This is a genomic window from Streptomyces sp. NPDC052236 (assembly GCF_044548015.1).
In the GTDB taxonomy this organism is placed as follows: domain Bacteria; phylum Actinomycetota; class Actinomycetes; order Streptomycetales; family Streptomycetaceae; genus Streptomyces.
On record NZ_JBIUBL010000008.1, the window covers coordinates 276,832 to 288,913 of the forward strand.

A 12,082-nucleotide genomic window follows, 5' to 3' on the forward strand; every position below is an offset into this window, starting at 1 on the left:
GCCGAAGGCGGGTGACGGTCGGTCTCGGCCACAGTGTGCTGTCCTGTCGTCGTTCGGTGTACGAAAGTTTTCAAGGTGTGGCGTCGAGCATAGGCCCTGGACAACGTTGTCAGGTGAATGGAGACTGTTACCGAATACGCAGGTCCGACAGCTCTCCGGGGGATACCGCACCAATGCATACCGACCTCGTCGCCGCGCTCGACATCGGCGGCACCAAGATCGCCGGCGCATTGGTGGACGGCAGAGGGAGCGTGGTGGTGCGGGCCCAGCGCCCGACACCCGCCCGCGAGAGCGGCGATACGGTGATGTGCGCCGTCGAGGCGGTCCTCGCCGAGCTGACCGCGTCCCCGCTGTGGGTGCGCGCCTCGGCCGTCGGCATCGGCAGCGCCGGTCCTGTGGACGCCTCCGCCGGTACGGTCAGCCCGGTCAACGTCCCCGGCTGGCGTGACTTTCCGCTGGTCGCGCGGGTGCGCCGGGCCGTTGGTGAGCTGCCCGTCACGCTGGTCGGCGACGGTGTCGCGATGACCGCGGCCGAGCACTGGCAGGGCGCGGCCCGCGGCTACGACAACGCCCTGTGCATGGTCGTCTCGACGGGCGTCGGCGGTGGACTGGTTCTCGGCGGACAGCTCCATCCGGGACCGACCGGCAACGCCGGCCACATCGGCCACATCAGCGTGGACCTGGACGGCGACCCGTGCCCGTGCGGGGCGCGCGGCTGCGTGGAGCGGATCGCCAGCGGCCCGAACATCGCCCGCCGGGCGCTGGAGGGCGGCTGGCAACCCGGCCCCGACGGCGACGCCTCGGCCGCGGCGGTGGCCGCCGCCGCGCGGGCGGGACACCCCGTCGCCATCGCCTCCTTCGAGCGGGCCGCCCAGGCGCTCGCGGCGGGCATCGCCGCCACCGCGACTCTGGTGGAGATCGAGATCGCCGTGATCGGCGGGGGAGTGGCGGGCGCGGGCGATGTGCTCTTCGCGCCGCTGCGGCGCGCGCTGCGCGACTACGCCACGCTCTCCTTCGTACAGCGGCTGACGGTGGCTCCGGCGCTGATGGGCACGGACGCGGGGCTGGTGGGAGCGGCGGCTGCGGCCTCGCTCGGCCGCCAGGGCGAGGCGACCGCGGCGGTCAGCGGCGGTCGTTGAGCGGTACGACAGACAGCCCCGTCCCGGATCCGGGACGGGGCTGTGTCACGTATCACGCTGCCACGGGGGCAGGGGGAACACGCCCTAGCCGAGCGCGTCCGTGGCCTGATGACCCACGACCACCAGGAACGCGTCCGATTCCAGGTCCATCACCACCTCCGCGGCCACGCCCTCGTCCCGGCGCGCACGCGCGAACTCCTCCGCCGGCCAGCTGCCGCGCGGGCCCCCTGCGGGAAACCTCTCCAACACCGTACGGCGCATCCCGCACTCCTTTTGTCTCAAAACCGCTGGTCTCTCGGATCCAACGATGCTCCGCGCCAGAGTGTCACAGACCGGCGTGGGCATCCGTTCGTATGGTGAGACGCGTGCGAGCACGGGACGGTGATGGAGAACCGGCAACAGCACGGCCACAGTTTTGTACGTGATCAATTGGCCGCTTCCGGTCACGGGTTTTCGTGGCAGGGTCTTGCGGGCAATCCACTGAGGGCTACGTACGGAAGAGGGGGAACCGTGATCGTCTGGATCAACGGTGCGTTCGGAGCGGGCAAAACCACTACCGCGCGCGAGCTGATCGATCTGATCCCCAACAGCACGCTCTACGACCCAGAACTCATCGGTGCGGGGCTGGGCTGGCTGCTGCCCCAGAAGCGGCTCGCCGAGGTGAGCGACTACCAGGACCTGCCGATCTGGCGGCGGCTCGTGGTGGACACCGCGGCAGCGCTGCTCGCCGAGCTGGGCGGCGTACTCGTGGTGCCGATGACCCTGCTGCGCCAGGAGTACCGCGACGAGATCTTCGGCGGGCTCGCCGCCCGCAGGATCCCGGTGCGCCATGTGCTGCTGTCCCCAGATGAAACGATCCTGCGCGAGCGAATAGCCACCCGCGAGGAGCCGGACATACCCGACGCGGAGCAGCGCGTCAGGAAGTGGGCGTACGACCACATCGAGCCGTACCTCGCCGCGCTCGACTGGATCACCGCGGACGCCCATGTCATCGACACCAGCCGCCTCGACCCCCAGGACACGGCGCAGCGGATCGCCGACGCGGTACGGACCGGAGAAGCCACGGCCTGCGAGATCGTCCAGACTCCCGAGCCGACCGCCGAGACCGTCGCGGCCGGAGTGCTGCTCTTCGACGAGCAGGACCGGGTGTTGCTCGTCGACCCCACGTACAAGCCCGGCTGGGAGTTCCCCGGAGGAGTGGTGGAGCGGGGCGAGGCGCCCGCGCGTGCCGGGATGCGGGAGGTCGCCGAGGAGCTCTCCATCGAGCTCGGGGAGGTGCCCCGGCTGTTGGTGGTCGACTGGGAGCCGCCGCTGCCGCCGGGATACGGCGGGCTGCGGCTCCTCTTCGACGGTGGCCGACTGCCCGCCGGCGCGGCCCGGCGGGTGGAGCTGCCGGGGTCGGAGCTGCGCGGCTGGCGGTTCGTCGGCGAGGAGGAGGCGGCGGAGTTGCTGCCTCCTCGCCGTTACGAGCGGTTGCGCTGGGCGCTGCGGGCGCGCGAGCTCGGGACCGTACTCAACCTGGAGGCCGGTATCCCGGTCGGCTGACCTTCACTGTCAACTCCGCTTTCAACTCTGCCTTCAACTCCGCTTGGACTCCGCGTAGTTGACGAGGAAGAGCGCCTCGGCGACGGACAGCCGCTCCAGCTCCTCGGGCGAGACGGACTCGTTCACCGCGTGGATCTGCGCCTCGGGTTCGCTCAGGCCGATCAGGAGTATCTCCGCCTCCGGGTAGAGCCCGGCGAGCGTGTTGCACAGCGGAATCGAGCCGCCCATCCCCGAGGACTGCATCTCCTCGCCCGGGTACGCCACACGCATCGCTTCCGCCATCGACGTGTACGCCGGGCTCGTGACGTCCGCCCGGAACGGCTGGCCCTGGCCCACCTGCTCCACCGCGACCCGCGCGCCCCACGGCGTATGCGCCTCCAGGTGCGCGGCAAGCAGCTTGGTCGCCTCGGCCGCGTCCTGGCCCGGCGGCACCCGCAGACTGATCAGCGCCCGCGCACCGGCCTGCACCGACGGGGTGGCGCCGATGACCGGCGGGCAGTCGATGCCGAGCACGGTGACCGAGGGGCGCGCCCAGATACGGTCGGCGATCGAGCCGGAGCCGATCAGCTCCACCCCGTCGAGCACCTTCGCGTCCGTGCGGAACTCCGCCTCCGGGTAGGCGAGCCCGTCCCAGTGCGCGTCGGCGGCAAGGCCGTCCACGGTTGTCGAACCGTCCTCGGCGCGCAGCGAGTCGAGTACGCGGATGAGCGCGGCCAGCGCGTCGGGCGCCGCCCCGCCGAACTGGCCCGAGTGCAGATTCCCTTCCAGGGTGTCGACCTGTACGCGTACGAGCGTCATCCCGCGCAGGGTCGCCGTGACCGTCGGCAGGCCCACCCGGAAGTTCCCGGTGTCGCCGATGACGACGGCGTCCGCGGTCAGCAGCTCGGGGTGCGCCTCGGCGTACTGCTCAAGACCGCCCGTGCCCTGCTCCTCCGAGCCCTCCACGACCACCTTGATGTTGACCGGCACGCCGCCGTTCGCCTTGAGGGCGCGCAGGGCGAGCAGATGCATGATGAAGCCGCCCTTGCAGTCGGCGGCGCCGCGTCCGTACCACCGGCCGTCGCGCTCGGTGAGCTCGAAGGGCGGCGTCGTCCAGGAGGCGAGATCCAGCGGGGGCTGCACGTCGTAGTGCGCGTACAGCAGCACCGTCGGCGCGGCGGGGGAAGGGCTGGGCAGGAAGCCGTACACGGACTGCGTACCGTCCGGGGTGTCGAGGACGGCGACGTCCTGGAATCCCTCGGCGTGCAGCGCGTCGGCGACCCAGATCGCCGCCGCTTCGCACTCGCTCCTGGGGAATTGTGCCGGGTCCGCCACCGACTGGAAGGCCACCAGCTCCGTGAGCTCCGCCTTGGCGCGGGGCAGCAGGGATGCGACGGTCTCGGCTATCGGGTGGACGGTCATGGGCACGCTCCTCGTGGGTGCGACGTTGTGCGTTGTGTGTACGGCGATTGCGAGGTCGATTGCGAAGTTGATCCTCCCACAGCGGGCGGGAGGCGACCGCGCCGTAGGATGCCGTCGAGAACAAGGGTCACGCGTCGGATCGGGAGCATAAGCACATCGTGAGCAGCGAAAACGGTGACGCCGGGGCTGGGGCCGCAAGTGAGCACGGCGAGGAGGTGTGGGACGTCGTCGTGGTCGGCGGCGGGCCCGCGGGGGCCTCGGCCGCGTATGCCGCGGCGGTCGCGGGCCGCCGGGTCCTCCTCCTGGAGAAGGCGGAACTGCCCCGCTACAAGACCTGCGGCGGAGGGATCATCGGCCCCTCACGGGACAGTCTGCCGCCCGGATTCGAGCTGCCGTTGCTGGACAAGGTGTACGCCGTCACCTTCTCGCTCAACGGGAAACTGACGCGTACGCGCCGATCCAAGCGGATGCTCTTCGGGCTCATCAACCGCCCCGAGTTCGACGCCGGTCTTGTGGAGCACGCGCAGAAGGCGGGCGCCGTGCTGCGTACCGGCGCGACTGTCTCGCGCGTCGAGCAGCACGGATCGGCCGTGCCCGACCGGCGCACGGTCGCCGTGGTGCTGGCGGACGGGGAGACGGTGCTGACCCGGGCGGTCGTCGGCGCGGACGGCAGCGCGAGCCGGATAGGCGCGCATGTCGGGGTCAAGCTCGACCAGGTGGACCTGGGCCTGGAGGCGGAGATTCCGGTGCCGGAGACGGTGGCGGAGGACTGGGCGGGGAGGGTGCTCATCGACTGGGGCCCCATCCCGGGGAGTTACGGCTGGGTGTTCCCCAAGGGGCGGACGCTGACGGTCGGAGTGATCTCGGCCCGCGGCGAGGGCGCGGCGACCAAGCGCTATCTGGAGGACTTCATCGCCAGGCTGGGGCTCGCGGGCTTTGAGCCGGCGATCTCCTCGGGCCATCTGACCCGGTGCCGCAGCGACGACTCACCGCTGTCGCGGGGGCGGGTGCTGGTGTGCGGGGACGCGGCGGGGCTCCTGGAGCCGTGGACCCGGGAGGGGATCTCGTTCGCGCTGCGGTCGGGGCGGCTGGCGGGGGAGTGGGCGGTACGGATATCGGAGGCGCACGACGCGGTGGACGCGCGTCGGCAGGCGCTGAACTACGCGTTCGCGATCAAGGCGGGGCTGGGCGTGGAGATGGGGGTGGGGCGGCGGATGCTGGGCATCTTCGAGCGCCGCCCGGGGCTGGTGCATGCGGCGCTCACGAGTGTGCGCCCGGCGTGGAGGGCGTTCGGGGACATCGCGCGGGGCTCGACGACGCTGGCGGGTCTGGTGGGGACGCATGCGGTGGCGCGCCGGGCGCTGGAGGCGATGGACCGCCGCGCGTAAGGAGGCCCGGGGCCGGGTGTGTTGCCCGGCCCTGTTGCCCGGCCTGTTGCCCGGCCCTGTGCTCACTTGTCACTTGCTCACTCCGACACAGTGATCCGGAAGACGGGGTGGTCGGGGGCAGCGGCGAGGAGCTCTTCGTCCGTGGACTTCGCTGTGACGCCGTTGAAGTACTGGTTGACCTCCCAGCCCCACTGGTCGAGGTAGGTCCGCAGCACGTGGAGTTTCTCCGCGTCGTCGATCTCGACGGCGGTGAAGGCGCGGACCTTGCGGCCGACGCTCAGCTCGCCGCCGCCTGCGGCACGCATGTTGCGGACCCACTGGGAGTGGCCGCGGGCGGAGACGAGGTACTGGATGCCTTCGTACGTGTGCGGGTTGACGGGGATGCGCTGCATCTTGCCGCTCTTACGGCCGCGTACGGAGAGCTCTGCGGTGCCGAGGATGCTGATCCCATGGCGCGCGAGCCAGCCGATGACGCTGTTCATGCGGATGGTGAAGGCGCTGCCCTGGAGATAGTACGGCTGCGACATGGTGGTCTCCCTCGTTAGGAGAGCAGTGCTCTCGTCTGAGAGCAGTCTGCACGAGAAGGGTGCTCTAAAGCAAGAGCACTGCTCTCGTCATTGGGCACTGCTCCGAAACGTGAAAGACTGCACCGCATGAGCACCATCCGAGGGGCCAGGCATCGGGCCCGTATCGAAGTCACCGCAGCCATCAAGGACGAGGCCCGCAAACAGCTCGCGGCCGAAGGCGCCGCGAAGCTCTCCCTGCGCGCCGTCGCCCGCGAACTGGGCATGGTCTCCTCCGCCCTCTACCGCTACTTCCCCAGCCGCGACGATCTGCTGACCGCCCTCATCATCGACGCCTACGACGCGGTCGGCGCCGCCGCCGAGACCGGGCTCGCCACCGCCACCACCGCCACCACTGCGAAACCCGACGACCACGTCGCCCGCTGGACCGCGCTCTGCTCGGCGGTACGCACCTGGGCCCTCGCCCACCCCCATGAGTACGCCCTGATCTTCGGCTCCCCGGTTCCCGGCTACACCGCGCCCCAGGACACCGTCCAGCCCGCCTCGCGCGTCGGCCAGGCTCTGATCACCATCGCCCGCGACGCCCACCGCTCGGGCGGCATCGCCCTGCCGCCGCTCGCCGAGGAACTGCGCCCCGAAGCACATCGGCTCACCGCCGATGTCGCCCCCGACCTGCCCCCCGCCGTCGTCGCCGCCCTGGTCGCCGCCTGGGCCGAGCTCTTCGGCCTCATCTCCTTCGAGATCTTCGGCCAGTTCAACCGCGTGGTGGAGGCGCGGGACCTGTTCTTCGCCCAGGCCGCGGCCCGCCTCGCGCACGAGGTCGGCCTGCGGCACCGTCACGCCGCGGGCACACCCCGGGGCACATCCCCCGGCACACTTCCCGGCACGCTCCCCGGCGACAGCGCCGGATCCTGACGCAGCAGCCGCTGATGAAGCGCCCGCAGCTCGGGTCCCGGATCCGCGCCCATCACCTCCGCGATCCGGCCGCGGGCCTCCTCGTACGCCAGCAGCGCGTCCGAGGAGCGCCCGCTGCGGTACAGCGCGAGCATCAGCAGCCACACCAGCCGCTCCCGTAGCGGATGCGCCGCCACCTGACGCATCAGCTCATGGACGCATTCGTGATACCGCCCGAGCTGGATGTCGCCCTCAAGCCGGGATTCCAGCACCAGCAAGCGCTTCTCCGCCCAGCGACGCCGTTCGGCTTGGAGGTACGGCCCCGTAAGACCTTCGGCGAACTCCCCGCGCCACAGCGCCTCACCCCGCGCCGCCAGTTCGCCTGCCCGGCGCAGATCTCCCGAGTCCCTCGCCGCCAGCGCCGCGCGCAGCAGAGCGTGCCGCTCCCGCATATCGTCGATCGCCGCGCCGGACAGCCGGTAGCCGCTCCCGGTCCACACCAGTTCGGGCGCAGGACCGCCGGTGAAGGCGCGCCGCAGCCCGGAGACGTACTTCTGCACCAAGTTCCGTACATGCGTGGGCGTATCAACACCCCACACCGCGTCCACCAGCGCGTCGTACGACATCGACCGGCCGTCCTGGTGGAGGAGGACCGCGAGCACCGCCCGCTGCTTGGGCGGGCCCAGCTCGATCTCGTCGCCGTCGGCGCGCAAGGCCCGTAGCGGGCCGAGCAGTTCGAACCGCATTCCGTTTCCGTGCGCCGCCGCCTCAGCCATGCCCCGAGCCTAACCCGATGACCGCCACCGCCTTCCAGTGGATCTTCCAGCGGTCGGTCAGTGACGGCCGCGACCGTTGCCGCATGACAGACGAACAGCCGCACAGGCCCGGTCCGCTCACGCGGCTCGGCCTCTTCGCAGTACGCCGCAGTGGAGCGGTGCTGATCACCGCTCTCCTGCTCTTCCTCGGGCTCGGCGCCTACGGCGCGGGCGCCCAGTCCGACCTGGACCTTTCCCGCTGGGACGCGCCCGGTACCGAGTCCGTCGCGGCGGCCGGCATCCTGCGCGAGGAGTTCTCCACGGGAAACCCCAACCTCGCCCTGCTGGTCACCGCACGCGGCGGTGACATCGACGCACCGGACACCGCTCGTGCTGCCCGCGCGCTCGCAGCCGAGGTCGAGAAGCTGCCCATGGTCACCGACGTCTCCTCGTACTGGAGCGACGGCGACGGCGACGGCGGTAACGACCACAACGCGGCCCTGCGCGGCAAGGACGGCCGCCACGCCCTGATCCTCGCCCGCCTCGAAGGCAGTGCCACCGAGACACGGGAGGAACTCGCCACGCTCTCCCCCCGCCTGACCCGTACGACCGACCAGCTGACCGTCCGTGTCGGCGGCCAGGAGGAGATCTCCCGCCAGGTCGGCGAACAGGCACGCCAGGACTTCCTCACCGCCGAGATCCTCGTCCTGCCCGCCGTCGTACTCCTGCTGATCCTGGTCTACCGGCGCACCGCCGCGGCCCTCGTCACCGTCGGTGTCGGTCTGCTCTCCGTCGTCTCCACGCTCGCGGGCCTGCGCGCGCTCTCCCAGCTCACCCCGGTCTCGACCTTCGCCGCCAATATCGCGCTCGTCCTCGGTCTCGGCTCTGCTCGTCTTCCCGTTCTTCTTCCTCAGCTCGTTCGGGTACGCCGGAATCCTGGTCGTCGCGCCGGCCATGGCCGGAGCGGTCCTCGTCCTGCCCGCCGCCCTCGCCCGTTGGGGACACCGGATGGAGCGCGCCACCGAGCCCGCCGCGAGCGGACTGTGGCACCGGGCAGCGCTGGGCGCCATGCGCCGGCCGCTGCTCAGTGGCGCCGCGGTTCTCGGCGTGCTGCTGCTCGCCGGTTCCCCGCTGCTCGGCCTGCGATTCGGGCTGCCGGACGAACGCGCCCTGCCCGCGGGCACCTCCTCGCGTACGGTCTCCGAAACGATCCACCGTGAGTTCGCCGCCGAGCCCACCGACACCGTCCAGGTACTTGTTCCCGCACCCGCCGACCGTACAGAGCTGGCTTCCTACGCCGACGCGCTCGCCCGCATCGCCGGCGTCTTCCAGGTCGACCCACCCAAATCCGCCCGCTACGGAGCCCTGCTGGCCGTCGTGCCAACCCAGGACGCGATGCGCGGCGATGTGCCCGCCCTGGTCGAGCGGATCCGTGCCACACCCGGTCCATCCGGCGTTCTCGTAGGCGGCTATCCGGCCGAGACCACCGACTTCCGCGCCACCCTCCTGGAGCGGCTCCCCATCGTCGTCGCCCTCGTTCTCACCGCCACCTTCGTCATCCTCTTTCTGATGACCGGCAGCCTGCTGCTGCCCGCCAAGGCGACGGTCCTCAATCTGCTCAGCCTCTCCGTGATGTTCGGCTGCCTCGTCTACGTCTTCCAGGACGGCCACTTCGCCGGCCTGCTCGGTTTCACCCCCACCGGGTCGATCGAGCCGAGCATCCCTGTGCTGATGTTCTGTGTCGCGTACGGACTGTCCATGGACTACGAGGTGTTCCTGCTGGCCCGCATCAAGGAGGAGTACGACCGTACCGGCGACACCGAACAGGCCGTGTCGGAGGGCATCCGGCGCAGCGCCCCGCTGATCACCGCGGCGGCCGGGATCCTCGCCCTCACCTTCGCCTCGTACGCGACCGGGGGCGTCGTCTTCCTCAAGGAGCTCGGCATCGGCACGGCACTGACGATCCTCGTCGACGCGACCCTCATCCGGGTGGTCCTGCTGCCGGTCGCGATGCGTCTGGCGGGCCGCGCCAACTGGTGGGCGCCCCGGCCGCTGCGGCGGCTGCATGCCCGCTTCGGTCTTTCCGAGGCCAAGCCGTACGAGGCCGGGGTGCCCGACCGCGTACTCCCCGCGGAGTACGCGTGATCACCACGCCCGGCTGACGCCCGCGCACCCGTCGCCGGTCTAGCGTTGCCGTATGGAACAGCAGCGCACCCGCCGCCCCCGCGGTGGTCCTCCCTGGGCACGGCACGGTGGACCACCGCGGCCCTGGGAACGGCCCTGGGAACCGGCCTGGGAACAGGGCGGCGGCGGACCGCCGCTGATGCGTCACTGGGAGGCCCGGCGGCACGCCGCCAGGCTGCCCTGGCCATCGACTCTCGCCCTGGCCGCCTTCGTCATGATCGGCACGAGTTTCGCCGCCAGGAACCAGGGCGGCGACCGCGAGCAGCTCGATGCCCTCGCGCGCGTGCTGCTGCTCGTGGGCCCGGCGTTTCTCCTGCTGCGCAACCGTCTGCCGGTCCTCTCCGTCTTCGGCGTCTGCGCGACGACGCTCGTCTACATCGGCGGGGGCTATCCCTACGGGCCGGTCTTGGTCACCGTCGCGGTCGGCGTGTTCGCCGCCGTCGTCGCCGGGCACCGGCGCGCCGCCTGGTGCGCCGTCGGCGGGCTCTGGGCGGGACACGCGCTGATCGCGCACTGGCTCTACCGCCATCTGCCACCCGAAGGGGACGCGGCCCTGCCCTGGACACACGAGCTGCCCGTCGCCGCCTGGGTGGCCGCGATCCTCGCGGCCGCCGAGCTCGTACGCGTACGACGCGAGGTCTGGGCCCGCGAGCGCGCCGAGCGCGCCGCCGCCGAGAAGCGCCGCGCCGACGAGGAGCGGCTGCGGATCGCCCGCGAACTGCACGACGTCCTCGCGCACTCCATCTCGGTCATCAACGTCCAGGCGGGCGTGGGCCTCGCCCTGCTGGACAGCGACCCCGAACAGGCCCGTACCGCGCTCACCACCATCAAGGGGGCGAGCAAGGAGGCGCTGGGCGAGGTCCGTCAGGTCCTCGACACCCTGCGTACGCCGGGAGAGGCGCCCCGGGCGCCCGCGCCCGGCCTCGACCGGCTCCCCGAGCTGGTCGAGCAGGCCGCAAGCGCCGGGCTGAACGTCGAGGTCGAGACAGAAGGCGAGCGGGCAGCGCTCTCGCCCGGGACCGACCTCGCCGCCTTCCGGATCGTCCAGGAAGCGCTGACGAATGTCGTACGGCACTCGGGCTCGCGCACCGCGCGCGTACGGCTCACCTACGCGCCCGGCCGCCTCCGCCTGCGGATCGACGACGAAGGACCGGCCACCGGCACCGACGCGGGCGGCAGCGGCAATGGCCTGGCCGGCATGCGGGAGCGGGCCGCCGGCCTCGGTGGCACGATCGAGGCGGGTCCGAGACCGGACGGCGGCTTCCGGGTCCTGGCCGACCTTCCCGTCCAGCCCAAGGAGACGAAGTGACCCGCGTGATCCGCGTACTGCTCGCCGATGACCAGCTGCTGGTCAGGGCAGGGTTCCGGGCGCTGCTCGACGCCCAGCCGGACATCGAGGTGGCGGGCGAGGCCGCCGACGGTGAGGAAGCGGTGCGGCTGGTGCGCGAACTGCGCCCCGATGTGGTGCTGATGGACATCCGTATGCCGCTGCTCGACGGCCTCGCCGCCACCCGCCGGATCACCGAGGACGAACGGCTGCATGGCGTGAAGGTGGTCATGCTCACCACCTTCGAGCTGGACGAGTACGTCTTCGAGGCGATCCGCTCCGGCGCGTCGGGGTTCCTGGTCAAGGACACCGAGCCGGAGGAACTGCTGCGCGCGGTACGGGCGGTGGTGGAGGGCGACGCGCTGCTGTCCCCGGGAGTGACGCGCCGTCTCATCGCGGAGTTCGCCGCGCGCTCCAAGGCACCCGCGGACACGGAGGGGCTGCGGCTGCTCACCGAACGCGAGCGGGAGGTGATGGCGCTCGTCGGCATCGGCCTGTCCAACGAGGAGATCGCCCGCCGGCTGGTTGTCAGCCCGCTCACCGCGAAGACGCATGTGAGCCGCACGATGGTCAAGCTGGGCGCCCGCGACCGGGCGCAACTCGTGGTGCTGGCCTATGAGTCGGGGCTGGTGCGGCCCGGCTGGCTCGGCTGAGCGGGCGTAGGCCGGGGCGTACGCGCAAAGCGCCGCAGGACGGTCACGACGCGCAACACAAAGGTGACCGCGGCCGCCGCGCCGCCCGCGATGAGCAGTCCCCGCTCGGCGGCGTACGGCAGCGCGAACATCAGCTTCGGTCCCGCGATCACGCCGAAAACGATCGCGGCCACCAGGACCGCGCTGAGCAGCGCGTATCCGATCTCGACCGTCATGGCGTCCCGTTCGGCCTGGGTGCGTGGGCTCATCCCCGCAGTGTCACAGGGGCGGCG

Annotated in this window: 13 protein-coding genes; 8 read left to right on the top strand and 5 right to left on the bottom strand. The window is 71.4% G+C overall.

Annotated elements, in window-relative coordinates:
• Positions 1 to 173 precede the first annotated feature (173 nt).
• The gene (locus ACIHCQ_RS16525; protein WP_399662490.1) at positions 174 to 1,139 is read left to right on the top strand and encodes an ROK family protein; all 966 of its coding nucleotides are present in this window, start codon (positions 174 to 176) and stop codon (positions 1,137 to 1,139) included.
• 84 nt (positions 1,140 to 1,223) lie between these two features.
• Here the strand turns inward: ACIHCQ_RS16525 and ACIHCQ_RS16530 are convergent, their stop codons facing one another.
• Positions 1,224 to 1,400 (bottom strand): hypothetical protein, encoded by a 177-nt coding sequence (locus ACIHCQ_RS16530; protein ID WP_399662492.1) that lies wholly within the window; start codon positions 1,398 to 1,400, stop codon positions 1,224 to 1,226.
• Positions 1,401 to 1,649: 249 nt separating this feature from the next.
• On the opposite strand from ACIHCQ_RS16530, the gene ACIHCQ_RS16535 reads away from it, so the two are divergent.
• Positions 1,650 to 2,684: an NUDIX domain-containing protein gene (locus ACIHCQ_RS16535; protein ID WP_399662494.1), complete on the top strand. Its 1,035-nt coding sequence runs from the start codon at positions 1,650 to 1,652 to the stop codon at positions 2,682 to 2,684.
• 33 nt (positions 2,685 to 2,717) lie between these two features.
• On the opposite strand, the gene ACIHCQ_RS16540 is transcribed toward ACIHCQ_RS16535, so the two are convergent.
• Positions 2,718 to 4,085: a dipeptidase gene (locus ACIHCQ_RS16540; protein WP_399662496.1), complete on the bottom strand. Its 1,368-nt coding sequence runs from the start codon at positions 4,083 to 4,085 to the stop codon at positions 2,718 to 2,720.
• A 158-nt stretch (positions 4,086 to 4,243) separates the two neighbouring features.
• On the opposite strand from ACIHCQ_RS16540, the gene ACIHCQ_RS16545 reads away from it, so the two are divergent.
• Positions 4,244 to 5,473 carry a geranylgeranyl reductase family protein gene (locus tag ACIHCQ_RS16545; protein ID WP_399662498.1) on the top strand — a complete coding sequence of 410 codons (1,230 nt, stop codon included), beginning with the start codon at positions 4,244 to 4,246 and terminating at the stop codon, positions 5,471 to 5,473.
• 77 nt (positions 5,474 to 5,550) lie between these two features.
• On the opposite strand, the gene ACIHCQ_RS16550 is transcribed toward ACIHCQ_RS16545, so the two are convergent.
• Positions 5,551 to 6,000 carry a nitroreductase family deazaflavin-dependent oxidoreductase gene (locus ACIHCQ_RS16550; protein ID WP_399662500.1) on the bottom strand — a complete coding sequence of 150 codons (450 nt, stop codon included), beginning with the start codon at positions 5,998 to 6,000 and terminating at the stop codon, positions 5,551 to 5,553.
• Positions 6,001 to 6,126: 126 nt separating this feature from the next.
• Between ACIHCQ_RS16550 and ACIHCQ_RS16555 the strand changes: the two genes are divergently transcribed.
• Complete coding sequence (locus ACIHCQ_RS16555; protein ID WP_399662502.1) at positions 6,127 to 6,912, top strand: TetR/AcrR family transcriptional regulator; 786 nt, start codon at positions 6,127 to 6,129, stop codon at positions 6,910 to 6,912.
• Here ACIHCQ_RS16555 and ACIHCQ_RS16560 read toward each other — a convergent pair.
• Positions 6,834 to 7,667 carry a BTAD domain-containing putative transcriptional regulator gene (locus ACIHCQ_RS16560; RefSeq protein ID WP_399662504.1) on the bottom strand — a complete coding sequence of 278 codons (834 nt, stop codon included), beginning with the start codon at positions 7,665 to 7,667 and terminating at the stop codon, positions 6,834 to 6,836. The two genes, ACIHCQ_RS16555 and ACIHCQ_RS16560, sit on opposite strands and share 79 nt — an antisense overlap.
• A gap of 17 nt (positions 7,668 to 7,684) precedes the next feature.
• Here ACIHCQ_RS16560 and ACIHCQ_RS16565 point away from each other — a divergent pair, with 17 nt between their 5' ends.
• Genes ACIHCQ_RS16565 through ACIHCQ_RS16580 form a run of 4 tightly spaced genes read left to right on the top strand, consistent with a single transcriptional unit; the run spans position 7,685 to position 11,810 of the window.
• Positions 7,685 to 8,866, top strand: coding sequence for an MMPL family transporter (locus ACIHCQ_RS16565; RefSeq protein WP_399662505.1), 1,182 nt, complete (start codon positions 7,685 to 7,687; stop codon positions 8,864 to 8,866).
• Positions 8,754 to 9,791 (top strand): MMPL family transporter, encoded by a 1,038-nt coding sequence (locus ACIHCQ_RS16570; protein ID WP_399662598.1) that lies wholly within the window; start codon positions 8,754 to 8,756, stop codon positions 9,789 to 9,791. Before ACIHCQ_RS16565 ends, ACIHCQ_RS16570 begins: the two co-directional genes overlap by 113 nt.
• 52 nt (positions 9,792 to 9,843) lie before the next feature.
• Positions 9,844 to 11,139, top strand: a complete 1,296-nt coding sequence (locus tag ACIHCQ_RS16575) for a sensor histidine kinase (protein WP_399662507.1) — start codon at positions 9,844 to 9,846, stop codon at positions 11,137 to 11,139.
• A gap of 5 nt (positions 11,140 to 11,144) precedes the next feature.
• Positions 11,145 to 11,810, top strand: coding sequence for a response regulator (locus ACIHCQ_RS16580; RefSeq protein ID WP_399662599.1), 666 nt, complete (start codon positions 11,145 to 11,147; stop codon positions 11,808 to 11,810).
• Here ACIHCQ_RS16580 and ACIHCQ_RS16585 read toward each other — a convergent pair.
• Positions 11,771 to 12,058, bottom strand: coding sequence for a DUF6332 family protein (locus ACIHCQ_RS16585; protein ID WP_399662509.1), 288 nt, complete (start codon positions 12,056 to 12,058; stop codon positions 11,771 to 11,773). The two genes, ACIHCQ_RS16580 and ACIHCQ_RS16585, sit on opposite strands and share 40 nt — an antisense overlap.
• Between the last annotated feature and the right edge of the window lie 24 nt (positions 12,059 to 12,082).

Coding starts and splice junctions, on each gene's coding strand:
- ACIHCQ_RS16525 (WP_399662490.1), top strand. CDS start 174: ATGCATACCGACCTCGTCGCCGCGCTCGACATCGGCGGCACCAAGATC.
- ACIHCQ_RS16530 (WP_399662492.1), bottom strand. CDS start 1,400: ATGCGCCGTACGGTGTTGGAGAGGTTTCCCGCAGGGGGCCCGCGCGGC.
- ACIHCQ_RS16540 (WP_399662496.1), bottom strand. CDS start 4,085: ATGACCGTCCACCCGATAGCCGAGACCGTCGCATCCCTGCTGCCCCGC.
- ACIHCQ_RS16550 (WP_399662500.1), bottom strand. CDS start 6,000: ATGTCGCAGCCGTACTATCTCCAGGGCAGCGCCTTCACCATCCGCATG.
- ACIHCQ_RS16555 (WP_399662502.1), top strand. CDS start 6,127: ATGAGCACCATCCGAGGGGCCAGGCATCGGGCCCGTATCGAAGTCACC.
- ACIHCQ_RS16560 (WP_399662504.1), bottom strand. CDS start 7,667: ATGGCTGAGGCGGCGGCGCACGGAAACGGAATGCGGTTCGAACTGCTC.
- ACIHCQ_RS16565 (WP_399662505.1), top strand. CDS start 7,685: ATGACCGCCACCGCCTTCCAGTGGATCTTCCAGCGGTCGGTCAGTGAC.
- ACIHCQ_RS16575 (WP_399662507.1), top strand. CDS start 9,844: ATGGAACAGCAGCGCACCCGCCGCCCCCGCGGTGGTCCTCCCTGGGCA.
- ACIHCQ_RS16585 (WP_399662509.1), bottom strand. CDS start 12,058: ATGAGCCCACGCACCCAGGCCGAACGGGACGCCATGACGGTCGAGATC.